Source organism: Bacillus sp. M13(2017) (assembly GCF_002218325.1).
GTDB classification, from domain to species: Bacteria; Bacillota; Bacilli; order Bacillales; family Bacillaceae_G; genus Bacillus_A; species Bacillus_A thuringiensis_K.
The window spans coordinates 113,380-137,134 of record NZ_KZ268510.1 but is presented as its reverse complement, the minus strand read 5'-3'; the positions used below and the strand labels follow the sequence as shown (position 1 = coordinate 137,134).

The following is a 23,755-nucleotide window of genomic DNA, read 5'->3' as shown; positions in this document are numbered from 1 at the left end:
AAGGTTAGGCTTTAATTTCTGGCAAGTTTATATGTAGTCTTAGAGAGCTATAATGTATTTGCTATCCTCTTAAACATTTCCATTATTACAAAGTAAAAAACGTTATTTTTTCTATATAGGCTAAATAGAAAAGGAGGTTGCTTTTTTATAAATTTCTCGATTGTATCATCTTATAACATTTGAGTAACAAAAAATTGTTTGTTACTCGAATTTATTTTGATATGTAAAGAGTTGAAATTTACCTTTGTACAGACGTTCTTTCTAGCGAGATGAAATAAATTTCTGTAATATAAGCTTCTATTTTTTAGTTGCAGATAATATCTTATAACGGTGTCTCAAATAACAACAGCCATAAGAAGTGAATTCAATTTACACATATTTAAGTATCTGGAAAAAGTAAAACATAATTTACGTTAAAAGAAGGGTGGTAACTTAAAAAATGGAACATGAAACAAATTTACTGGAGTTAGAGTTGAAAAAACTTTTAATTGCAAATATAAATGATCCTGAGACATTATTAAAGATAGGTGAGATTTACTACTCCAGTGGGCGACTATATTTAGCAGCAAATTATTTATCCTATGTCATGAAAATGACTAACAATATTGATTTATCCAACAAAGCAAATCAATTATTGTTTTTAGCAGAACGTGCAATCCAGATTAACAATAATGATATTATGCAGTCTACTTCTGGTTTTTTAGATACACTTATAATGGAACTTCTTAATTGCTTAAAGAACCATTATTACTATAATATCGATATAGAGTTATTTGAACTTATGCATGTTCGTCCCACCATTGATTCAATTGTTGTAAATATCCAGAATGAAAAAGAAGAAATTTTGAAGCACTTACAAGGACTTGAAGAACTATACTTCAATTTGAGCGACCCCTTTTCCAAAGAGTTATTAATCAAACTCCTGGCATTTCGATTATTAGGAAATCATAAAGTCAAGTTGCCTTTAAATACTCTTGATTATTGGAATCAGAGAAAATCTATTCAAAACCTCATCCATTCTACAGAAACACTTCAAACTAATTATCATAACTGGACGCTACAATTGTTTGATTTAATGCCTTTAAAGTATAATTTGCAGTTATTTTATGTTTCGATGGGAATTAGTGCGACTTTTTTAGATAAGCAGTATGAATACAATAAAATTTCACCCGTAATAAAAGCAAAAGAAGGAGACATTGTTATAGACGCAGGGGGATGTTTTGGGGATACTGCGCTTTATTTCGCTCATGAAGTAGGAGAAACGGGCCATGTTTATACAATTGAATTTATACCAAGCAATTTAGAAATTATGTCGAAAAACATCAATTTAAATGAAACACTTCAAAAGCATATTACAATTGTTAAACACCCTCTTTGGAATGATTCAAATACTTCGCTATATTATAAAGATCAAGGGGCTGCAAGTTTTGTTTCATTTTCTGAAGAATCAGGTGTTACAGATAAAGTGAGTACTACCACCATAGATAATTTGGTAATAGAACAAAAAATTCATAAATTGGATTTTATTAAAATGGATATTGAAGGTGCTGAAATGAATGCGTTAAAAGGTGCTATCCATTCTATAACTACATTCCGCCCTACGCTTGCTATTGCGATTTATCATCAAATCAGTGATTTTGTTAATGTTATGAAATTTATTAATGAATTAAATTTGGGATATCAATTTTATTTAGGCCACTATACTATCAATGCTCAAGAAACAATTTTATTTGCGGTTGCAAGAGAGAAGATGGAAGTGAGTGGTTAAAAATGAAGAATAAATCTCAAAGACGTCTTGCGGTAATTGATACCAAATTCCCTTGGAAGTTAAGTGGATTTCGTTATTGGGAGAATTACCAAATCTATAAAGAACGACCCGATACTCTTTTCTTTGCTACTGAGGTATATACAGATGATTTCCCGACCAAAGTTTATGATTTTCAATTATTCAATAAGATAGCGAAAGAAGAAGGAATTACCGATATATATTGTGTTTTTTTAAACTTCGTGTTGAGTTTATTAGGTATTTGTTATCTTCCTGACGGAACACAAATGCCAGGAGCAAATCCTAAACTTGATATAGCTACTTTTTTAATGGAAAATCATATTGACCTTCACACTACAGTATATCCAGGAGGGGGATTAGACCCTTATACTTCTGTTGAATTTTTAAATATAGTATCTAAACATTGTAAAACAGTATTCTCTAATGCAAATGAAGTATTAAATACTATCCCAAATAGTATTTATGTTCCAGGATTGATTAATACAGATTTTTATCATTACAATCAAAAGGTTATTTCTAAGCCAATACAGATCATATTTGCGGCTCACAATGCAGAAAGAAAAGGCTTTCCTTTATTAGCGCAAGCGTTTAATAAGCTTGATGATCAATTTCATTTACATATTGTAGGAAACTGGGAAGATAGTTTACATCTATTAACAAACAAGAATTATACTTTTTGGGGCATATTAGATTTCGAAAAACTAAAACACTTATATGAACAATCTCATATATTTATCTGTTGTAGTACAAAAGATAAATTTGCTATTGATGGATTTCCAACTACTGCTGCAGCTGATGCAATGGCGACAGGGTGTATCTTAGTTTCAACGAATCACCGAAACGATGATCGTATACTTAAACATGGTGAAGACTATCTGCAGATAGAAGAAGATAGCAATTCCATATTAAACAACTTATTATGGATTAAGATGAATTTCGAAAAATCATTAGAGATTGGAAAAAGTGGTTCATTTAAAATGGATAAATATTTTAACTATAAAACAAATGTAAATTTCAAGTTATCTCATATATTTTATGTTTAATGACAATAAAGTTGTTGAATTGATAATAAAGTCATTTAAAAAATAATAAAGTTGTTTAAAAATGAAAAACATTACCTATGTCACTAACGAGGCAGGTATGGTTAAGAAGGAATTTTTATAAATTGAGAGAATAAATATTTAAAACCCTATATTCTAGGGTAAGGAAATTATAGCTGATTACATAGATAAAATATAGATAATTGAAAAATACTAATTTTGGTTTGTTCTACAATTATTAAATAATACTCTGGGGATGATAGCTTTATGGAAATAATTCAATTACTAAAGAAGGATGACTTATTTAATAAGGCTATAGATGTTTTTTGGAAAGAATGGGGTGAAGAAGGTGGGCGTGCTTTTTACGAAGATTGTATGAATAATGCTTTAAATAATCCAAATGACATACCAAGTTTTTACGTTGCAAAAGTAGATGATAAGATTATCGGAATTTATGCATTAATTCGTAATGATCTAAATAGTCGTCAGGATTTGAGCCCCTGGCTAGCATGTTTGTTTGTAGATGAAAAATTTAGGGGCAACTCTCTAGGAGAAAAAATGTTGAATCATGGACTTCTAGAAGCGGCAAAAAGAGGATACAAATTTCTTTATCTTACTTCAGATCTCAAAGAATATTATGAAAAATATGGATGGGAAAAGATTGGGGTTGCTTATGGACCTAGTGGAGGTTACATACCTTTGTTTCAAAAGTCAACGGCTCTATAATTAAAGCGCCCCTTGTTTAACAAACAGGTGCTTTAGTTGAATAAGATTAAACAACTATGTTATTGATTTTTGAGTTTAGATGTATTTAAATGAATAGAAATTAAAAAACTTTAAAGAGCCTTACTACAATAAAATGTAGCAAGGCTCTTATATTTTTTATATTAAAATTAAATAACTTTATTATCACTTTGCATTTTAATCTATTATTACTTTTTTTCCTCTTTTGTTTATTTATAGGAAATAGAGAAATAAATGAGATGGGAAAGCAAACTTTACAATGCTCCTTCGTATTTATAACTAAAAAGAGTCGAATACCTGCAAATAAAAGTAGTTTTTACCGATTATACTTTGAAAAAAATCAAATATTATGGAGAAGATAGTTATGCGAAGTGGTGTAAGGCGTTCTTTTCCAGTAGATATTACGCATTAAATGCTCATGTGTATTGATAATCACTAGTTAACACTTCCATGTCTAAAGGCAGACTAAAATCCAGTATCATGAAATCTATGATGTACGTTGAATGTATGAAATAGGAGGCTTCCATTTCATACAGTTTGGCGGCGTAACGCAAATATTTCGGCTAAATTAATGAATAAATTATCGGACAAAAATAAGCGCTCTAACTTTGGGTAGAACGCCATTTTACCGTAATATATGGCCCGGAAAGGGCTCGAACTCAAGACCTCCACACTGTAAAGGTGGGGGTTTATTGTATTACTTTTCTTCCTGCATTATAAATTTCCAAAAACGTTTTAATTCTTCACGCTTTTGGGATGGAGCAAGTTTTATATCATTTAACCATTGATCTAGTTCTGAATCATTTCTTTTCCCTTCAGCATCAAAATCTCTCCCTAGAAGAAAATCAGTAGATACTTTAAAGTAATCTGCTATACGTATCAAGGTATTGTAATCAGGTTGACGTTCATTACGTTCATACATACCAATTGTACTTTCACTTAGTTGAAGGGATTGAGCCAGTTCTTTTTGCGTAATTCCTTTTTGTTTTCTTAAATCACGAATTATATTTCCAAACGTTTTCATTCTATCACCTGATAATATATTAACACAATATGTGTTAATATATTAAAACTTTTACAAATTGATAATTGAAATCTATTGACGACACATTTCGTGCGGTTTATATTTTAATTAACAACACGAAATGTGGTTTTGGGGTGAGAATGTATGAATTATGAAAGAGTAGCTGAAAATCTAATTAATTTAAGAAATGGGAGATCTAGAGAAGAGGTGGCAAAAGCAGTCGGAATCAGTATTAGTACATTGCAGATGTATGAAAATGGACAGAGAATCCCACGAGATAATATAAAAATAAAATTAGCGAATTTTTATGGTGTTACAGTTCAAACAATTTTTTTTGATTCAGAACAACACGAAGTGTGTTGAATAATGTTAGATTTTTAAGATGATGTAGTGATTTTTTAGAAATGTAAGTTTAGAAAGTGTTTTAGGTAATTTTACATAAAAAGGTAATGTTTTTATCATTATATATAAATTATAGAGGTGTATTTGCATGAACATGAAAACATTTGAAGTGCGTGAAAAACGATTAGCAGAACTATTAGGTGCAAAGGTACTATGGGAATTTATCAGTGCTGTAACAGAGGAAATTGAAAAGCAGGAATTAGAGTCTACACCAGGTTTGTTAGAAGATCTATTCATACATGTAAAAGAAACCATTCAAATTCAAAATATGAATCAACGCATAACAAAAGCCCCTGTAAAAACAGAGGCTGATGGTATAGATAAAGATACATTATTTATGGAATCGTATGTAGAATTAATCAATCATAAGTTTCTTATTTCTGAGCTAGCTGTAGAGCTTTCATCTGTTCTAAAAGAATTAAATTGTTTTGTTCAATCATCTTTGCCACAGCTTCAAAGTGAGCTTGATTCTCAAGAACCTCAATCTGCTTCTCTTTAGGGAGTGATTGAAGTATTTCTTTTATTTCTTTACACTCGTATATGTTATTCTCCGAGTCTTCAATTAATTTATTGCGACGATTGGTGTATTCAAGTGCACCTAGAGTCGCTAATGCGCGAGGATCTAATCCTATAATTTCCATGTATTCCTCTCCTTTCCTCTACAATAATTCGATAGGAGAAAGGAGATTCCTTTAATGATTTGCTAGAGTTTTTATATAGTTATATAACATGTTATTTATTAGTGGGAATGTTATTTAGCTGGAATACAATAGAATTAGACTTAAAAGAGCTTCAAAAAAGGATGAGAAGAAAGGGGAATCCAGTAAGTCTGACTCCTTTCCCTTAAATAATCTACTTATGGAACGGTTGTTTACTTGTAAAATGAATTTTAAATTGGATTTCTTGAGGGAGATTTGATCGACGGAGGGAATGGATAGATAAACAAAATTAAAGAGAATTGTAATGGAAAGAACTATAGGAAATATTTAAGGAGTTATTAGATAATATGTTTTTTAGTATTTAAGAAGAGTCCCGTGTATAAATTATTACATATCAAAATAAACGATTAGTCATTAAATAGAGAGAAGGACACTAGTTATTTGTATAAATGGAATACCGGAGAGTAGGAAATTAATATAAGTAGAGGGTGCAATCCTCAGTATTTCTTGAATGTTAATAAGCATTAAACTTTATATTGCAACACTTATAGGTGATGCTCCAACTGTTACTACTGTATTTACGGTATAATCAACGGAGTTAAGAATAGTTACTGTATTTTGTTCTGGCTGAGTAATATAGATGAATTTCCCATCAGGTGTAAAAGCAGCACTTGCTGGACCATTGATGGAAATCGTTCCTGTGGATAGTTGTTGTGCTGTATCAATAATATTGATTTCATCTATAGTTTCTTCTCCTAGCAAAGCTACAGGCTGATTAGGTGAAAGAACAAGGAATGAGTAGTAATACGTCCCGGTAAGAATTCTGCTAATCTCTTGAAAAGTGGACAAGTCAATAACTGCAAGAAGGGTCCCAGTCGCTGGAAGTTCTTCTGTAACATAAGCTAAGCCATCAAACAAACTAATTTCTATGATGCTTGGATAATCCATTGAAGTAGGAAGATCTACTACAATTTCTCCTGTATTTAGATCAACTTTTACAATACTCCAAGTCGTATAATTTACGATGTAGGCGTATTGTCCATTCGGATCAATGGCTATACTTGAAAATCCAGATCCTCCTAGTGAGATAGTATTAGAGATGGTTTGAGTTAAGAGGTTAATAACAGTAATGCCCATTGAACCAGTTAAAAAATTTAGTATATACGCAAACTGATTATCCGGAGAAAACCCAATATCAATTGGGTCGTTTATCGAGAAAGTAGAGATAATGGTAAGTGTTTCATTATTAATTGTAGAAACACTATTATCATTTGAGTGCAAAACTAAAGTGTATGTTTTGTTTGGACTAACAGCAACTTTAATTGGCTGAAATGGAAGATTGATTACATGCTGGACAGTCTTTGTTGCTGTATTAATTACTGAAAGAGTATTATCATCTCTATTTGCTGTAAAAGCATAAATAGGAGGATTTGGTGGCACTGGTAAAACAGAGAGGATGCCATTTAAGATAAATATATTTTTATCTTGTGGCGTAACTGTTAAACTCTTAAGTTTAAAGCTACTAAAATCAAAGCAGCAATTCGAATCAATTGTATAATAAACAATCTGATTGATAGAGAATTTATGCCATTTAGAAAAAGCTGCATCTCCTTGTCCATATTGATTTTGAACAGGGGAAATACTAACAAGCATTGTAAGTACTCCATATATGCGAACACTGTGTACTGGATAGGAACCATCTGGTAGATCAGTTTGAAGAAGGCAAGGGTTCGGTGTTTGCATCGTACATGGTTCAAATGCACATTTTAATCGGTTTGTATTCCAAGTGACAGCACCGGTATAATTCGTATCATTAATTATATATCCTTCAGGAGCTGTAATTAAAACCTCAAAATCTACATGTTGATTGCACGTACCTTGGCAAGGGAACATGTACTTCACTTCCTTTATCAAAAATTATGTGTTATTTCATGTGGTATATAAAGTTGATTACATACCGTATTAAGAAAAATAATTTTAGAACTTATGCCTTTTTATGAAATAATCATGTTTGAAAGGCATTTACTTGTTGATATGACATGCCAATAGGTGGCAATGCTCTATATTATGCTTCCTATTTTCTAATGCTTGTACATATCGTGGTTATTTTAATCGGGATAATATTTGATCCAATAATAGTAAAACACGTTGAGGTAAATATAAAATTGATCTCGATAGGTTAATGCTGATAAAGCGCTATTGAATTCAAAGAAGTCAAAGCATGAAAGGTGACACAGCGCTATGGCAGAAACGGAAATTGCATATGTACCACTAATAAGGGGTGTGACGCTTAAGAGTGAGGGGGAGTAAGTCTAGAAAGTGATTAGAGTTTCCTGGTTTATTTTTTACATCAGAAGATTTTCTAGTTAGCAAGTCATATTGTGATTGAAGTTACTTATGGAATAGATTTTTACGGAAAATAATAAAAATTCATGGACAAACAAGATATCGCCTTTATCTTTTAGTGTATACAAAAAGAAAATCATAATTACCGGAACAGTTCGTTCTTTTTGTTTATATAATAATATAACTGAACTTTATTTATTGATAAGGAGTGGGATAATAGCTGCCTAAAATTATAGTTATTATGACTAGTTATTACAAGCCATTGTTTGTAGAGAAATCGATACAGAGCGTATTAAATTAGAATTGTCAATGTTTCGCAGTTTTAATTAACGAAGCATCTCAGCCAATTAAAGCTGTAAAAAGACTTGCACAAAAGATTACAAACAATGATCCATATATAATGGATCATTGTTCGACATGTATTGGGCTTCTATTTTGCCAATCGTTCAAAAAATAGGGTTCTTACTGGGATAAGAAACCGAATTTTATTGCATGAGGTATGCTATTTTTTTGAGATTGAATCATTTTTTGGGTTTTTATCCGATAGATAAGATTTTAGATAAAAAATATATTAATTTAAATTCAATATATTTTTAGTTATTCGCGGAAGAAAAAAATGAATTTATACAATTATTAAACCATAAAGAACATGTAAGGAATTAAGAGAAGACTTAAGAAGAAAAAGAGGGTGAGACCTTGAGTGAAGTCTATTTGAAAAATTATTGGTTATTAAATTTAGAGTATATAAAGGTGTTTTCTGAATTAGTACATCATAAAATTTCTTTACCTTTATTAAGTAATTTTTATCAATATTTAGAAGAAGATGTTAAAAGTAAGATGAAAAGTAAGGATTTTTATAAATATTTGTCTGTTGCACCAATAGAAGAAAAACAATTGCAGTCAGAATTTGAAAAATGGTTGCCTCTGCTTGAGCAAACGACAAAGAAAAGAGGACCAGATGGAGTCGTATTGCTTAATACTGATTATCTTCGTTTTTCAGCAGGTAATTTTTCGCATTTTAACCCTAAGTATACAAAAATATTAACAAGAGCAAAAAAAAGCGAGCTTTATGGTCTCCCTACGATTTGCACACTGGATTATACAAATAAAGTTCCTGATAGTTCTCATATTTTCATTGAAAAAGCTCAAAAAATTTTTTCAACATGTAAAGAACATCCGTTATTTTCTAATAAATTTTTTCAAACAAAACTACTCAATGATCTTCCTATTATGATTGAAAAAATTAATATGGCATATTTTATTTTTGAAGAACATGATATCTCGAGTGTGATTGTTGGTACAACAGAAGATATAACGAACCGAGTACTTACTCTTATCTCTAAAAGTAAGGGGATTCCAAGTTATTGTCTTCAGCATGGGGCCATAATGGGAGAAGAAGCGTTTTTTCCAATTTTCGCTACGAAACAGATTGTATATGGAGAGTATGAAAGAGAGTGGTATTTTCGAAGAGGTGGAGCGGATTCTCAAATCGAGATATTGGGACACCCAAGATATGATGATATCTTTGAAAAGAAGCATTTAGAAAAAAAAGTACTTTGTAAGAAACTAAATATAGATACCTCTAAGAAAATAATCTTTATAGCAACGCAACCATTTAAAACCCAAGTTTATGTTGAACTAACAAAACAATTGATGAAAGACAAAAATATTACAGTTATTATAAAGCCTCACCCTTGGGAAAAAGGTCGTAATTTAGTGAGCGAATATATTCATTTAAGTAAGGTATACCCTAATGTCAAGTATATTACAACTGAAGTAAGTATTTATGATGTCATTTCTAATTCAGATCTTGTAGTTATTTCTAATTCAACAGTAGGATTAGAGGCTATGTTATTGGATACACCGGTAGTTGTTTATAAATCTAAGTCAGAGGAGAGAGATTATAAATATTACGATGAATTAAGCTGGCTTGTGACTCATTCTATTGAAAACATGATACAGACAATCGAAAAAGTTTTATATGATTCTTCATATTCTGTAACTGCTAAGCAATTAAGGGATTACTTCATACAGAAAAATTACCCTCAAACAACAGTTACTCAAAAATTACAGGATTTATCTCGAAGCATGTAAAAGTGAAAAATCTTTATAAAACACCATGGATTATACAGCTAGACATCTAAAAATCGTATCGAACAAGGCCATAGACACGTAAAACGTCGTTGTGCTAGATCCTCAAGATTTTAAAACTATCTTCAAGCCTCAAGTACAATAAAAGGAATTGAAGCCATTCATTCCTTATATAAAAAAACGGAGTCTTCAACCAAACTCCGTTTTTTCGATATACAATGAATTATAGAAATTATTGCTGCCTGTATAAAATTTATTTTCTTCAACTGCAGATCTTTTACATTTTAGTTAATTTTGCAACAGAACTGATATTTCCAATCTAGAACTTCGTCTGGATTGAAATTTCACTACAATATGAAATTTCTTGTGGGCCAAGATGTTTGGGAGAAGTTTGTTATTATGAAATCAGTGCGTTTCCTAATTTTTTTCTGATGGGAATGGCAATACAGTTCGCTCTTCTTTTGGTCTTGAAGTTAAAAGTGCATTAATATGTGTTAAGTAAGTAGTTTTTTGACTTTGATACAATTAGATAATTATATCAAAATGGTTAAATGATTAAGTATTCTTATGAAAAAACAGCAATTTTTTATCGTTATTTTTCTTTTTAGATGGGTTTAACACCTGATCGAATGGTTCCAGTTGAATTTTATAAAAAACTTGATTTACCAATAGAAGAGATCACAATATAAAAAAACCTCGATCTCAGCATTTAGTACTTTGGGATAATAGTAAAATATCTACTTATTTAGAATATCCCATGAGAAATTCCACCATCAATTGGAATAAAAGTACCTGTAATAGCACTTGCAGCATCACTAGCTAAAAAAGCTACAATATTACCAAATTCTATTGGGTCATTATATCTCTTCATTGGTAAATTTTTTGTGATTTCTAATTCGATATCTTCAACATTTCGCTTTTGTGTTTTAGACATTTCATTTAATAATTCTAATGCGCGAGCAGTTTTGAAAGAACCAGGTCCAACAGTATTAACTGTAACTCCATAACTAGCGTATTGATGAGAAAGAGTTTTAGAAAGAGAAGCTAGTCCAGCCCTATATATATTTGATAAGGTAAGCATTTTTGAAGGCTCTTTTGCAGTAAGAGAAGAATTTATAATAATTCTTCCCCACTTACGAGAAGACATATCAGGAATTAATTGTTTAGTTAAATAAATGACGGGCAATAACAGATCATTGTGTGCTTTACAGAAATCTTCAATAGTTAAATCCTCTATCGTTCCAGCTTTAGGACCAGCCACATTTGTAAATAAAATATCAATATTCCCCAGTTGCTTTTTTCCTTGCATAATAAGTTTATTTAAATCCTCGATGCTAGTTACGTCGGATGGGATTGCTAGAACTTCTCCTTTACTACCAATATCACAAATTTCTTTTTTAGCTTTTTCTAATTTTTCACTTCTACTTGTAATAATTACATTATGTCCATCAAAGTATAATCTTTTAGCAACTGCTAAGCCAAGTCCATCAGAACTAGCTAACACTAATGCGGTACGTCTTTCAATTTTATTCATTAAATCTCCTCCAACATATCTTCATATAATTGATCATCTTTACTTACATCATATTTTAAAGTTCTACCTATAAAATTCTTAGCTTCTGAAGGTTGGGTACCTGTTCCAGGGCGCTTATATGTTAAATCACTCCATTGAATTTTTGTACCTTTAGTCATATCACTACAAGCTACCAAGGACCTACGAGTTAATATAAAATTTGCATCATCCGTATGCCGGCGCTTTATCGGCACACCCATTGCTTTTTTAATATTACGTATATCAGTTACAAATTGATTTAGTTCATGAGGATTAATAGAAACTTCATAGTCAGGTCTTTTTATTGTAGCGTCTAAACTGAAGTGCTTTTCTATAACGTGAGCACCTAACGTCACTGCTGCTAAGGAGATAGCTGTTCCTGCAGTGTGATCACAGAAGCCTACTGGATAATTAAATTTTTTTAGTGTCTCCATTACTCTAAGATCAACTTCATTAGGTGGAGTCGGATATTTAGTATTAGTTTGATATACAACGACATTTTTTCCACCTGATTTTTCAATCACTTCTAAAGCAGCTTCTATTTCAGATAACAATGCACTTCCAGTAGAAAGAAATATAGGTAAACCAGTTTTTGCACATTCAGCCAAAAAGGGATGGCATGTAATATCCCCGCTAACTATTTTAAGAAAGTCAGCACCTGACTTGACAATAAACTCAAGAGACTTAAAATCTACTACACAAGCCGTCGTAGATAATCCCAATCTATGTGCAGTATCAAACAATTCGATAATCTGTTCGTCTGATAATCTCCATTTATCCCAATCTAATTTGGTCTTAGAAGATTTTCTACAATCAATGTCATTATAGGCTATATGCTGAAAAGTAACTGCATCAGCCATACTTGAGTTGGCAACATCGACCATTTTTTTCGCCTCAATAAATGAACCTGCATGATTAATTCCGGCCTCGGCAATTACAAAAACTGATGAATCATCACCAATTAGCTTCCTATTAATATTAAATTTCTGCATCAGCAATCTGTCCTTTCTCAAGGTAACTACAAAATTGCAGCAGTTGTATAGAATGTAATTTCTTAAGTGTATTTGTAAGGAATTGTTAGCAAGATTTTTTATTTAGAAATGTTTAAACAGAAGTGAAGTGTAAATAATCACATGCTATAGCAGCTGCAGTGTTTATTTAGGAGAAGATATACCTACCTCTCTTAAACATCATCTGGAACATTTGGATCATATTTTAAATCTTTCGCTTTTTTATTTTTCAACAACTTTAATAACGTATGAACCAAGAAACGAATTTAGAACGTGAAATAATTATTTTTTAAAATTATTATTGGGAAAATGGGAAATATTTGTTTTGATTTCCATCAGAGAAATATCAAGTAGTAGTTTTCCATTAATGTATTAGAGTGTGCAATCGCATCACCGTAGCATTCTTTAAGTGAGCTTTTAATTATTCGAGATCCAAAATCATTTGTACCAAATAGCAGTCACTTTCATATACTGGGCAGGATACTATTTACCTGCTTTATCCCGCTATTTGCGGTCAGTAAGGTCTGCCGTGTTGTACGAAGGAGCCTATAGGAACGAATTTGATTTTCGATTTCATAAGGATATAAAAGATAAATCCATTTTTTCTTTGTCGTATCGTACGTATAGAAAATGCCACAGATTCTATATACATTCGGCCCAAAAATTTCAGGCTTTATTCTCTTTACATCAACATTTTTATACGCAATCTTGATAACTAAAAATAAATAAGAAATCTTTATCATGTGAAGGAGAAGAGCTCCTCCTTTAAACGGAGTGAAGGTAGGGGCAGTTCAATGTAAATATATATTGTCATTCTGTTTAAAATATCTAACTAGCCTAAGTGGTTATTATGGAGGTGCTCTATGAAATTAGCATTAGGTACTGTTCAGCTGGGTCTTCATTATGGAATAGGAAATATAATGGGTAAACCTGATAGGGAAGAGGCTTTAAATATCATCAAATATGCTATAAATAATGGTATAGATGTGTTAGATACAGCGTCTTCTTATGGAAATAGTGAAGTTATTATAGGTGAATATGTCTCAAGCAAAACAACAGAAAAAAATTTTCAGGTTGTAACTAAAATACCTATGATTGATTCTGAAAATATTGGTATTGAGCATTTAGATAGCTTAATTGATAAATATATTAAACAATCTATGATGAATTTGAAAACAAATATTATAGACTGTTGCCTGTTACATGATTCTAAAAATATGGTTTCACATAATGGATATATCATTCAAAAATTAAATACATTGAAATTAGGGGGAGTAATCAAAAAGATTGGTGTATCCGTTTATACACCTGATGAAGTTAAGCGGTTTTTGGAATTTGATTGTTTTGATATGATTCAAGTTCCTTTAAATATATTTGATCAACGTCTAATTTGTTCAGGCCTACTACAAAAGCTGAAAACAAAAGGAATAGAAATACATGCTAGAAGCCCATATCTTCAAGGGTTGCTATTAATGGATACGGAAAAATTTCCCGATTATTTACAAATCGCTAAAAAACCAATAAAAGAATTTGAGTTTTTAGCTCGGGAATTCAATTTAAGTAGAGCGCAATTGGCTTTATTATTTGTTCGAGAATTGAAAGAAGTTGATAAGATTATTATTGGATGTGAAACAGTAGATCAATTAAAAGAAAATATTCAAATCTGTAATTCACCTTTATTAGAAGAGAAAGTTCTTAATACTGCAAAGAAATTATTTAAGGATATACCTGAGATAATTATTAATCCGAACTTATGGAGGGTGAATAATGAATCAACATGAATTATTTAGTTTAAAAGGCCAGAATGCAATTGTTACTGGTGGATCTGGTTATCTTGGTTCTGCAATTTCTGAAGGGCTGGCTAAGTATGGTGCAAACGTTATGATAGTTAGTAGAAGCAAAGAAAAATGTATGAATTTAGCTGATCAGTTAAATCAAAAATATAATGTGAAATGTCAGGGATATGCTCTAGATGTTTCAGATAGTAAATCAATAAACCATACATTTGAGGAGATTTATAATTCAGATAATAAGATAGACATTCTTATTAATAATGCTTACTTTGGAGCAGGAAAGACTATTGAAGAAATGACAGAATCGGAGTGGGAAACAGGAATTGATGGTTCTATAAATAATGTGTTTCGGGTTACTAAAAAGGCATTACAATATATGCTACCGAAGAATAAAGGAAATATTATTAATATCTCTTCAATGTATGGTGTTGTTTCCCCAGACCCTTCTATTTATGGCGATTCAGGCTTTAATAATCCTCCGAATTATGGAGCAGGAAAAGCTGCTATCATACAGTTTACTCGGTATCTTGCGTGTCACTATGGTTTAAAAGGAATTAGAGCTAATTCTATCTCTCCAGGTCCATTTCCTAATACAGAAGTTCAGAAAAATAAAGAATTTATTCGAAATTTAAAGAAAAAAACAGCGCTAGGTCGTATTGGAAATCCCCAGGAATTACAAGGGTTGATTGTTTTTCTTGCATCTAATGCTTCAAGCTATGTAACGGGGCAAAATATTTGCATTGATGGTGGCTGGACATCGTGGTAAAACATCGCTAGAAAGTCAAGGATGTAACAAGAAACCTTTCCACTGAAAAAATCTTCTCATTTTATATAAGATGAGAAGATTTTTTAGTTATAGTGAGAATTTGACAATCTAGAAGTGAAAAGAGCCTTCGTTAATAATGTTATATTATATTGATAAATTTATCGTTACAAATACTTTGTTATTCTGTAAAATTCCCTAATTTTAAGGAAGTATTTGATATAGATAGAAGTCATTTCTCTTTATTGAGACTGACTTTTATTTTTGAGTTAGTGCAACTCATTGAAAACCTTTGTTAATATGATTTAGGTATTTTAAGAAGGTTATTTCCAAAATACTACCAAAATTTTAATGGAAAATGAAAAAATACAATTTGTATCATGTTTATTTTTTGAAGCAATATCTCTTATTGGTACTATCCTCTTATATCATTCTTCTTGGTATTCTTTAGCTAAGTGAGAGGGGTATGATGAAATAGGAGGACCAATCTTAAAGAAGGATAAACTAGTTTTTGAAATCGGTATACAGTTCTTTAATAAATATAGTTTTTGCAATATGCCTTTATCTATTGGATGAAGCATGTAATCTGTCATTATGAAATAATTGTGATGATAGATAAATACTTTTCCTTCGGGTAGAATCGTGTAATGAGATAAATTCGGATAAATAGGTGGTCCATCTGAAAATTTATCTAAACTACTTTGTGAAACTTTAATAATTTCTTGATTTGAAAATTTTAATTTGCGAAATGCTATGGTGTTAATGAATGGACGTTTTTGATTATTTTCTATATAAAATAATTCTTCTTTTTCGTTTTGCACAACCCGTAGATTTGGGATTGATTCAGTAAGGGTTATGGGAGGACCTTCAGTATATTTGTAGATAAAGGGATCAGGGATTGAGACAATTTCATTTTGATTATATTTGAAGTAGGAAAGCATTTCTTTCGATATAAGCCTACGTTTATAATTATCAATTAAAAATACTTCACCTTGTGAATTGCTAAACAAAATACCATTTAAATCTTTGGAAGGGAGGTTAGCATATAAATTTTGGAAGGAAAATGGTGTTTTAAAAGTAATATCGAGCACTTTGTTAATGGGATAAAAAGGCTGGAATGTATTTAGGCGTTTCCAAAACATCGCATCTCCAACAAACCAATATAAAGGATTTGTATCCCAATATTCACAGTATTTTTCATAAACCTTTAATAATATTCTTCTAGTATGCATAACTGAACAGTGATCCACAACATTTGCAGCTGTATATAAAATTTTTGAAGCTTCTCTTACATATTCATGAATAGGTTGTAGATTATAATCAACATATTTTACGTGTTGAGAAGAGTACACTATATCTATTTCAGGTTGTTTTTCTAAGAAAGATAACATTTCAGCTAATCTGTTTGGAACGTACATAGTATCGTCCGTTAAATAGCAAATATACTCCCCACGTGTTAATGGAAGTGCCTTATTGATGAGAGTTGCATATCTTGTGGTTTTATATCTCTCATTATCTTGTATAAAACTATTTTCATAATAAATTCGAGGGTCATCTAAATAATTTTTTATAATATTTATAGTTTCTGGACAAGAGTTATCATCCATAATAAAAAGTTCCCATTCTTTATAAGTTTGCATTAGGACACTTTCAATAACTTGATTAATTAATGATGGCTTATTATAGCTAGTAAGGATAATTGAAATTAGGGGTTGCAAAATCGTCACCTCTTCTGAGAATATTGAATGTTTTTTCTAGCGAAGTCTAATAGATAATAATAAACTTTTATTGATACATTCTTTTTTGTACTTGGATAGTTTATTACCTTTTCATAGATATGGTATGGACTATAGTGGAGTAAAAAGAGATATATAGATAAATATAAACGCTGCTATAGACTTTAATATATATATAAATTTTTTTAAAAATTATCGGAACGGATTGTCCTTTCTGTTTATATAATAACGTAACTGTTTTTATATTTGGTTATAAGGAGGAGAGGAATATTTGCCTAAAATTTCAGTTATAATGACAAGTTACAATAAGCCTACGTTTGTTGAAAAATCGATATTAAGTGTATTAAACCAAACTTTTCAAGATTTTGAGCTTTTTATCATGGATGATAATTCTAATGAAATGACCCAGAAGGTAATTCAACCATTTATAAATAAGGAAAATATACATTTTTATAAAAGTAATGTGGCCCATATTTCTGAACGGACAAAAAAAGTCAGGTATGCGGCTCTAATTAATGAGGCTCTTAAGCATGCGAAGGGGGAGTATATTACTTATATTACTGATGATAATCAATATGAAAAAGAACGACTCAAAAAGATGTCTAGTTATCTTGATGAGAATAAAGATGTTCAAATTATTTATTCTGCATCAAAAACGATTCATCTAGATGAATCAGATTTGCCTATTAAAACTGTTGAAAGAGCTGCCAAAAAAATTACTAATAATGCTCCATGTACAATTGATCATTGTTCTATTATGCATAGAGCCTCTGTTTTACCGATTCTTGAGAAAAGGTGGAATTCATACTGGGATGAAGATCCTCAATTTTATCGTATAGGAGATGCACGTTTTTTTTGGAGATTAAATCATTATTGGGATTTTCATCCTTTAGATGAAATTTTAGATATCAATTATATTACTTCACATTCAATACATTCGCAGTTATTTGCAGAAGAAAAAAATGAATTTGTACAATTATTACCGCCACAAAGAACATGTAAAGAATTAAGAGAAGACTTAAGAAGAAAAAGAGGGTGAAATGTTGAGTGATATCTATTTGGGAATTACTAGGCGCAAAATCTAGAATATATAAATGTTTTTTCTGAGCTAAACCATTATAATATCCGTTTGCCATTACTGAGTAATTTTTATCAATCTTTAGAAGATGATGTAAAAAATAATATGAAAGTAAATAATTTTTATAAACAACTGTCCATTGAGCCAATAGAAGAAACGCAGTTGTAGTTAGAGTTTGAAAAAAATGTCTTCATTTCAACCAAAGATAACTCCTTAAACAACCTCATATTTTCAGTTTTCAATGAGCAACCTGTACAAAAAATATAAAACAGCATCGTATGTTTTGCTATTCAAAAAGCTAATTTATCTCCCACCTATTTGTTGGTGCAATAGCACTACATACAAATTGAGAAAAGAGTTTTCTTGACTAAAAATTATTTCAATAAGAGGAGGTATGCATTTATATGTTTTTTAAAGATAAAAACATTTTAATTATTGGTGGAACAGGAACAATTGGAAAGAGCATTCTTTCTAATATTCTAGAAGAAAAGCCCAAAGTTGTAAGGATTTTTAGTAGAAGTGAATATAATCAATTTTTATTACAAGAAGAACTCAGGGGGAGAAATCAAAATATTCGCTATTTAATTGGGGATATTCGAAATTACGATCGATTATATAGTGCAATGGAAAATATTGATTATGTGTTCCATGTGGCAGCGATGAAGCATGTTTCGTTTTGTGAATATAATCCGTTTGAAGCAGTTTTGACCAATATTTTTGGAACACAAAATGTAATAAAAGCGGCAATTGCTCAGAAAGTAAAAAAGGTAGTTTTTACAAGTTCTGATAAAGCGATTTCACCAACAAATAATTACGGTGCAACAAAATTGACTGCTGAAAGATTGATTACGTCAGCGGAATATTCAAAAGGTTCAAGTGAAACGATATTTGCAAGTGTTCGCTTCGGAAATGTTATGGGGTCAAGAGGCTCTGTCATTCCTTTATTTGAAAATCAAATTAAAGAAAACCAAAAAATAACTGTAACGGATCTTAGTATGAGTAGATTTATGATGACACTGACCCAAGCAACTATGTTAACAATTGAAGCAATGAAAATAGCAAAGGGTGGTGAAACTTTTATATTAAAAATGCCAGTTATTTCATTAAACGATTTAAGTGAAGTGATGATAGAAGAAGTTACAAAGTTATATGGATTGCCCAAGGAGAATATTAAAATTGAAGAAATTGGGTTAAAACCTGGTGAAAAAATGTATGAAGAACTTATGACACATGATGAATCTTTACAGGCTTTTGAATTACCAGATATGTTTATCATTCCTAGCCCATTAAAAAAGGGTGCTCAATATGAAAATGCAAAAAGGGCGAAGGCAGGGTTTTACCGTTCTGATAATCAAAATGCTATTTCAAAAGAAGAGCTTAGAAATTTAATATTAAACCAGCAGCTATTAACAGGAGGGGAGAAACTATGAAAATATTAGTAACTGGTGGTGCAGGTTTTATTGGTAGGTGGGTTGTAAAGAGATTATTGCAGGATAAGCATGAAGTATGGATATTAGACAACTTAGCAAATTCAACTACTGCAAATATTACCGAGTTTGCACACGATCTAAATTTAAAACAATGCATTCAGGGAGATATTAAAGATAAAAAATTAGTTGCTCAATTATTTGAAAATAATTCATTTGACCTTTGTTATCATTTAGCAGCGAGTATTAATGTTCAAGATAGTATAGACGATGCTAGAACAACTTTTGAAAATGATACAGTAGGTACTTTTAATTTGTTAGAACAATGTCATAAGCATAATGTCAAAATGGTCTTTATGAGTACGTGTATGGTATACGATAAAGCTACTAATATACAAGGAATATCAGAATTAGACCCGATTAAACCAGCTTCTCCATATGCTGGATCAAAAATTGCTGCTGAAAACATGGTTTTATCTTACTATTATGCTTACAAGCTGCCAGTTGTGGTTATTCGTCCATTTAATACGTATGGCCCATTCCAGAAAACTGGTGGTGAAGGTGGGGTTGTTGCTATTTTTATAAATAATAAATTAGATAATGTACCACTAAATATTTATGGAGATGGGAAACAAACGAGAGATCTTTTATATGTTGAAGATTGTGCGGATTTTGTTGTGGCAGCAGGATACTCTTCAAAAGCAAATGGTCATATTATTAACGCAGGAACAGGACAAGATATATCCATTAATAAATTAGCAGAATTGATTTCAGGAAATAAAGTAAGTATTCAACATGTAACTCATATCCATCCACAAAGTGAAATTCAAAAATTATTATGTAACTATGAAAAAGCAAAAACAATATTGAGTTGGGAACCAAAAGTTTCTTTAGAAGATGGAGTTATTAAAACAGAAGAGTGGATTAAATCTTTAAAAAGTAACCCTAAGGAGAAAGAATAATGGTAAGGGAAATCCTCGGTATACATGGAGGAAAGCCTGTTAGAGAAACTTATTTACCATATGGTCAACAACAAATTGATGAACATGACATTCAGGCGGTTGTAGATGTATTAAAAGGGGATTTTTTAACAACAGGGCCAACGATTCAACAGTTTGAAGAGGCTATAGCGAAATATGTGGGAGCAAAATACGCTGTTTCTTTTTCAAATGGTACAGCTGCTCTGCATGCTGCTTGCTATGCAGCTGGCATAACTGAGGGAGATGAGGTAATTACAACTCCAATGACATTTGTAGCAAGTGCAAATTGTATTTTATACCAGGGAGGAAAGCCAGTATTCGCAGATATTGACAATGAAACATATAACATTAGTCCTAAATCTATTGAGGAAAAGATTACAAACAAAACAAAAGCCATCATTCCCGTACATTTTACTGGGCAGCCTGTAGAGTTAGAGGCAATAAAGAAAATCGCAAAAGAAAATAATTTGATTATCATCGAAGATGCAGCCCACGCATTAGGAGCCACATATAAAAATAAAAAGATTGGTTCTATTGGTGATATGACAATGTTTAGTTTCCATCCGGTGAAACATATTACTACCGGAGAGGGCGGAGTAATTACTACAAATAATCCACTGTTTTATGAAAAACTTGTTCAATTCCGTACGCATGGAATTGAAAGGAATCCTCAAAAACTTCTTGAAAATCATGGGCCTTGGTATTATGAAATGCAATTCTTAGGTTACAACTACAGATTAACGGATATACAAGCTGCTCTTGGCTTATCACAGTTAAATAAATTAGACTCTTTTATTAAGATTAGAAAGAAATATGTAGACATTTATAATAAAGAATTTAGTTGTCTATCTGAAATCATCATACCAAAGCAATTGCCCCAAACCGACTCAAGTTGGCATCTTTACATTATTCGTTTAAATACTAAATTATTAAAGGGCAATCGAAAAGAAATTTACGAGGCATTACAAAGAGAAAATATCGGTGTGAATGTGCACTATATACCCGTACATTTACAACCGTTTTATCAAAAATTAGGTTATGAAAAAGGTATTTGTCCACAAGCAGAAAATGTATATGAGGAAATTATTACACTGCCTCTATTTCCGAAAATGACAGAAGCTGATGTATGGGATGTAATAAAAGCGGTGAGAAAAGTTCTTTCGTTTTATAGAGTTGCTAAACATTAAATGAAAGGGGTGTTATTAAGATTGCAAAATCAAAAATTGTTAAGAGCTGTTACAAAAATCGATATTAAAAAAGGAGAGATTATTACAGCTAATAAAATAGCTATGGAACTAGATGTTGTTGAAAATGCACTGAACCAGCTTGAAGCAGAGGAATTATTACCTCAGATAGCTTTATATAATTTGTCTGCAGGTACCCCATTATCAAAAGAGGTTATTGAACCTCCAAAAGTAGTAATAATTGTACTTTGCCGGTTAAAATCTACTAGGTTACCTTTAAAGGCATTATTACCAATACACGGAATTCCTTCCATTGAAAGATGTCTTATAAATACATTAGCTATTCCAGGAAAACACCAGGTCATACTTGCTACTTCAGATATAGCACAAGATGATCCTTTGGAAAAATTTGATTTAGACGGGAAGGTTAAAATTTTCAGAGGTGATCCAGAAAATACTGCTGATCGCATATTTCAAGCTGCCAAACAAGAAAATGCAAATATTGTAATGCGGATTACAGGAGATTGCCCAGTTGTGTCACCAGAAATCAATGCTTTTTTACTAGATGAACATTTGAAAAGCGGTGCAGATTATACACAGGCAGAGTTAAGTACGTTACCTGTTGGAACAGCAGGCGATATTTTTACATTAGAGGCAATCGAACGATTGCTACAAACCCAAAAAACTTTAACCTATGCAGAATACCTTCCGTTGTATTTTGTGAATAATCCCCATTTATTCCAAGTCAATATAGTAAAACTCCCTCCTCCATTTCGTTACCATACTTGGAGGCTAACATTGGATGAACAACCAGATTTAGATATGTTCAATGAACTTTATAAAAGTCTGAATGTAAAATCTAAACCTTTATTTTTTCATCAAATAAAAGATTACATCCTAGGAAATCCTGAACTTGTTCAAATCAATAGTCATGTGAAACTGAAATATATAAATCAAAAATCGTTAGTAGATGAGTTAAATAGAGAAACAAAATTATAAATTAATAAATTGTAGCGCTTTTAGTGAGGAGGGAGTAACTTGCTTGAGAAAAAAATTGCCTTTCGCGCCGACGCATCTATTGAAATAGGGACCGGCCATATTATGCGTTGTTTAACACTTGCCCATGAGTTACGGAATAAAGGTGCTCAGATTTATTTCATTTGCCGTAAGCTGCAAGGTGATCTGCAGCAATATATTTTAAATAAGGGATTTCATGTGTTTTTATTAGATGCAGATGGTGAAAATACGAATTTTTCAAGTACAGTACACGGGAGTTATTTGAATTGGTTAAAATATCATTGGTTTGTTGATGCACAACAGACCAATGATATTTTGTCGCAACTTCCCAAGTTTGATTGGTTAATTGTTGATCATTATGGATTAGATAATAAGTGGGAGACTGCTTTAAGAAAAACTGTAAGAAAGATTATGGTAATTGATGATCTTGCAAATCGAATGCATGACTGTGATTTATTACTAGACCAAAATTTATATGATAACCTTAATGGTCGCTATAAAGATTTATTACCAGAGCAATCATTAGTGAAATTAGGACCTAAATATGCCATATTACGACCAGAGTTTCATGCTGCTAAAAAATTTTCAAGAAAAAGAACAGGTGAGATTGAACGCATCTTTATATTTTTTGGGGGGCATGATGCAACGAATGAAACATTAAAAACATTAAGAGCTATACAAAATATAAGTAGCGATACTTTAAAAGTAGATGTAGTAGTAGGAAGTCAAAATCCCCATAAAGAAGAGATTGAATCTTATTGCAGGAGTATTTCTAATGCCTCGTTCTATTGTCAAATAGAGAATATGGAAGAGTTTATCGTACGAGCGGATTTAGGGATAGGAGCTGGTGGCACAACCACATGGGAACGCTGCTTTCTTGGATTACCTTCTATAACAATTACAACTGCTCCAAATCAAATTGAAGTAACCCAGGCTGTGTCGAAAGCTGGAGCTACATGGAATATTGGTACAGCTGAAAGTGTTTCGGATGAAACGATTACGAAATGTCTAAGGAAGCTTTTATCAAATTCTAAAATAGTGAAAGAAATGTCTAATAAGGCTCTTTCTATACAGTGTGCCAGTAATTCAGATGAAATAGCAAAAATTATTTTAGGAGGATAGC

The 23,755-nt window shown here is 31.5% G+C and carries 19 protein-coding genes and 2 pseudogenes; 16 read left to right on the top strand and 5 right to left on the bottom strand.

Annotated elements, in window-relative coordinates; translation table 11 throughout:
- Nucleotides 1–439: 439 nt before the first annotated feature.
- The 3 genes from CGQ22_RS21975 (at nt 440) to CGQ22_RS21960 (ending at nt 3,552) form a co-directional block, all read left to right on the top strand.
- The gene (locus CGQ22_RS21975; RefSeq protein WP_089149342.1) at nt 440–1,768 is read left to right on the top strand and encodes an FkbM family methyltransferase; all 1,329 of its coding nucleotides are present in this window, start codon (nt 440–442) and stop codon (nt 1,766–1,768) included.
- Nucleotides 1,769–2,010: 242 nt separating this feature from the next.
- Nucleotides 2,011–2,829, top strand: a complete 819-nt coding sequence (locus CGQ22_RS21965; protein WP_089149377.1) for a glycosyltransferase — start codon at nt 2,011–2,013, stop codon at nt 2,827–2,829.
- A gap of 264 nt (nt 2,830–3,093) precedes the next feature.
- Nucleotides 3,094–3,552 (top strand): GNAT family N-acetyltransferase, encoded by a 459-nt coding sequence (locus tag CGQ22_RS21960; protein ID WP_089149341.1) that lies wholly within the window; start codon nt 3,094–3,096, stop codon nt 3,550–3,552.
- A 715-nt stretch (nt 3,553–4,267) separates the two neighbouring features.
- Here CGQ22_RS21960 and CGQ22_RS21955 read toward each other — a convergent pair.
- Nucleotides 4,268–4,594, bottom strand: a complete 327-nt coding sequence (locus CGQ22_RS21955) for a helix-turn-helix domain-containing protein (RefSeq protein ID WP_000846661.1) — start codon at nt 4,592–4,594, stop codon at nt 4,268–4,270.
- Nucleotides 4,595–4,738: 144 nt separating this feature from the next.
- Here CGQ22_RS21955 and CGQ22_RS21950 point away from each other — a divergent pair, with 144 nt between their 5' ends.
- Nucleotides 4,739–4,957 carry a helix-turn-helix transcriptional regulator gene (locus CGQ22_RS21950; RefSeq protein ID WP_001105580.1) on the top strand — a complete coding sequence of 73 codons (219 nt, stop codon included), beginning with the start codon at nt 4,739–4,741 and terminating at the stop codon, nt 4,955–4,957.
- 127 nt (nt 4,958–5,084) lie between these two features.
- Nucleotides 5,085–5,495 carry a hypothetical protein gene (locus CGQ22_RS21945; RefSeq protein WP_088021200.1) on the top strand — a complete coding sequence of 137 codons (411 nt, stop codon included), beginning with the start codon at nt 5,085–5,087 and terminating at the stop codon, nt 5,493–5,495.
- Between the two features lie 691 nt (nt 5,496–6,186).
- Here the strand turns inward: CGQ22_RS21945 and CGQ22_RS21935 are convergent.
- Nucleotides 6,187–7,548 (bottom strand): YncE family protein, encoded by a 1,362-nt coding sequence (locus tag CGQ22_RS21935; RefSeq protein ID WP_089149340.1) that lies wholly within the window; start codon nt 7,546–7,548, stop codon nt 6,187–6,189.
- A 778-nt stretch (nt 7,549–8,326) separates the two neighbouring features.
- On the opposite strand from CGQ22_RS21935, the pseudogene CGQ22_RS32995 reads away from it, so the two are divergent.
- Together CGQ22_RS32995 and CGQ22_RS21930 are read left to right on the top strand one after the other, a co-directional pair.
- Nucleotides 8,327–8,693 (top strand): annotated as a pseudogene (locus CGQ22_RS32995) (glycosyltransferase family 2 protein); the annotation flags it as partial.
- A gap of 4 nt (nt 8,694–8,697) precedes the next feature.
- On the top strand, nt 8,698–10,095 hold the full coding sequence (locus CGQ22_RS21930) for a CDP-glycerol glycerophosphotransferase family protein (RefSeq protein WP_089149339.1): 1,398 nt from the start codon (nt 8,698–8,700) through the stop codon (nt 10,093–10,095).
- 742 nt (nt 10,096–10,837) lie between these two features.
- Here the strand turns inward: CGQ22_RS21930 and CGQ22_RS21925 are convergent.
- The gene (locus CGQ22_RS21925; protein ID WP_089149338.1) at nt 10,838–11,626 is read right to left on the bottom strand and encodes an SDR family oxidoreductase; all 789 of its coding nucleotides are present in this window, start codon (nt 11,624–11,626) and stop codon (nt 10,838–10,840) included.
- On the bottom strand, nt 11,626–12,636 hold the full coding sequence (locus tag CGQ22_RS21920; protein ID WP_001168998.1) for an N-acetylneuraminate synthase family protein: 1,011 nt from the start codon (nt 12,634–12,636) through the stop codon (nt 11,626–11,628). Before CGQ22_RS21920 ends, CGQ22_RS21925 begins: the two co-directional genes overlap by 1 nt.
- Nucleotides 12,637–13,517: 881 nt before the next feature.
- Between CGQ22_RS21920 and CGQ22_RS21910 the strand changes: the two genes are divergently transcribed.
- Nucleotides 13,518–14,435, top strand: a complete 918-nt coding sequence (locus CGQ22_RS21910; protein WP_089149337.1) for an aldo/keto reductase — start codon at nt 13,518–13,520, stop codon at nt 14,433–14,435.
- A complete protein-coding gene (locus CGQ22_RS21905) occupies nt 14,422–15,213 on the top strand; it encodes an SDR family oxidoreductase (RefSeq protein WP_001071530.1) in 792 nt (263 codons plus the stop codon). The genes CGQ22_RS21910 and CGQ22_RS21905 overlap by 14 nt, the downstream gene beginning before the upstream one ends.
- A gap of 425 nt (nt 15,214–15,638) precedes the next feature.
- On the opposite strand, the gene CGQ22_RS21900 is transcribed toward CGQ22_RS21905, so the two are convergent.
- The gene (locus CGQ22_RS21900; protein WP_089149336.1) at nt 15,639–16,928 is read right to left on the bottom strand and encodes a glycosyltransferase family 2 protein; all 1,290 of its coding nucleotides are present in this window, start codon (nt 16,926–16,928) and stop codon (nt 15,639–15,641) included.
- Between the two features lie 289 nt (nt 16,929–17,217).
- Between CGQ22_RS21900 and CGQ22_RS21895 the strand changes: the two genes are divergently transcribed.
- The 7 genes and pseudogenes from CGQ22_RS21895 (at nt 17,218) to pseG (ending at nt 23,754) form a co-directional block, all read left to right on the top strand.
- Nucleotides 17,218–17,985 carry a glycosyltransferase family 2 protein gene (locus CGQ22_RS21895; protein WP_001124412.1) on the top strand — a complete coding sequence of 256 codons (768 nt, stop codon included), beginning with the start codon at nt 17,218–17,220 and terminating at the stop codon, nt 17,983–17,985.
- A gap of 51 nt (nt 17,986–18,036) precedes the next feature.
- Nucleotides 18,037–18,189: pseudogene (locus CGQ22_RS32560) on the top strand (CDP-glycerol glycerophosphotransferase family protein); the annotation flags it as partial.
- 239 nt (nt 18,190–18,428) lie between these two features.
- Nucleotides 18,429–19,454, top strand: coding sequence for an SDR family NAD(P)-dependent oxidoreductase (locus tag CGQ22_RS21885; protein ID WP_000465151.1), 1,026 nt, complete (start codon nt 18,429–18,431; stop codon nt 19,452–19,454).
- Entirely contained in the window at nt 19,451–20,413 is a 963-nt protein-coding gene (locus CGQ22_RS21880; RefSeq protein ID WP_000699379.1) for a dTDP-glucose 4,6-dehydratase, read from the top strand. Before CGQ22_RS21885 ends, CGQ22_RS21880 begins: the two co-directional genes overlap by 4 nt.
- Nucleotides 20,413–21,618, top strand: coding sequence for a UDP-4-amino-4,6-dideoxy-N-acetyl-beta-L-altrosamine transaminase (gene pseC / locus CGQ22_RS21875; protein WP_089149335.1), 1,206 nt, complete (start codon nt 20,413–20,415; stop codon nt 21,616–21,618). Before CGQ22_RS21880 ends, pseC begins: the two co-directional genes overlap by 1 nt.
- A complete protein-coding gene (locus CGQ22_RS21870; RefSeq protein ID WP_089149334.1) occupies nt 21,619–22,614 on the top strand; it encodes a cytidylyltransferase domain-containing protein in 996 nt (331 codons plus the stop codon).
- Nucleotides 22,615–22,653: 39 nt separating this feature from the next.
- Complete coding sequence (gene pseG / locus CGQ22_RS21865) at nt 22,654–23,754, top strand: UDP-2,4-diacetamido-2,4,6-trideoxy-beta-L-altropyranose hydrolase (RefSeq protein WP_089149333.1); 1,101 nt, start codon at nt 22,654–22,656, stop codon at nt 23,752–23,754.
- Nucleotide 23,755: the final 1 nt, after the last annotated feature.

Coding starts and splice junctions, on each gene's coding strand:
- CGQ22_RS21975 (WP_089149342.1), top strand. CDS start 440: ATGGAACATGAAACAAATTTACTGGAGTTAGAGTTGAAAAAACTTTTA.
- CGQ22_RS21960 (WP_089149341.1), top strand. CDS start 3,094: ATGGAAATAATTCAATTACTAAAGAAGGATGACTTATTTAATAAGGCT.
- CGQ22_RS21955 (WP_000846661.1), bottom strand. CDS start 4,594: ATGAAAACGTTTGGAAATATAATTCGTGATTTAAGAAAACAAAAAGGA.
- CGQ22_RS21950 (WP_001105580.1), top strand. CDS start 4,739: ATGAATTATGAAAGAGTAGCTGAAAATCTAATTAATTTAAGAAATGGG.
- CGQ22_RS21945 (WP_088021200.1), top strand. CDS start 5,085: ATGAACATGAAAACATTTGAAGTGCGTGAAAAACGATTAGCAGAACTA.
- CGQ22_RS21935 (WP_089149340.1), bottom strand. CDS start 7,548: ATGTTCCCTTGCCAAGGTACGTGCAATCAACATGTAGATTTTGAGGTT.
- CGQ22_RS21925 (WP_089149338.1), bottom strand. CDS start 11,626: ATGAATAAAATTGAAAGACGTACCGCATTAGTGTTAGCTAGTTCTGAT.
- CGQ22_RS21920 (WP_001168998.1), bottom strand. CDS start 12,636: ATGCAGAAATTTAATATTAATAGGAAGCTAATTGGTGATGATTCATCA.
- CGQ22_RS21910 (WP_089149337.1), top strand. CDS start 13,518: ATGAAATTAGCATTAGGTACTGTTCAGCTGGGTCTTCATTATGGAATA.
- CGQ22_RS21905 (WP_001071530.1), top strand. CDS start 14,422: ATGAATCAACATGAATTATTTAGTTTAAAAGGCCAGAATGCAATTGTT.
- CGQ22_RS21885 (WP_000465151.1), top strand. CDS start 18,429: ATGTTTTTTAAAGATAAAAACATTTTAATTATTGGTGGAACAGGAACA.
- CGQ22_RS21880 (WP_000699379.1), top strand. CDS start 19,451: ATGAAAATATTAGTAACTGGTGGTGCAGGTTTTATTGGTAGGTGGGTT.
- pseC (WP_089149335.1), top strand. CDS start 20,413: ATGGTAAGGGAAATCCTCGGTATACATGGAGGAAAGCCTGTTAGAGAA.
- CGQ22_RS21870 (WP_089149334.1), top strand. CDS start 21,619: ATGAAAGGGGTGTTATTAAGATTGCAAAATCAAAAATTGTTAAGAGCT.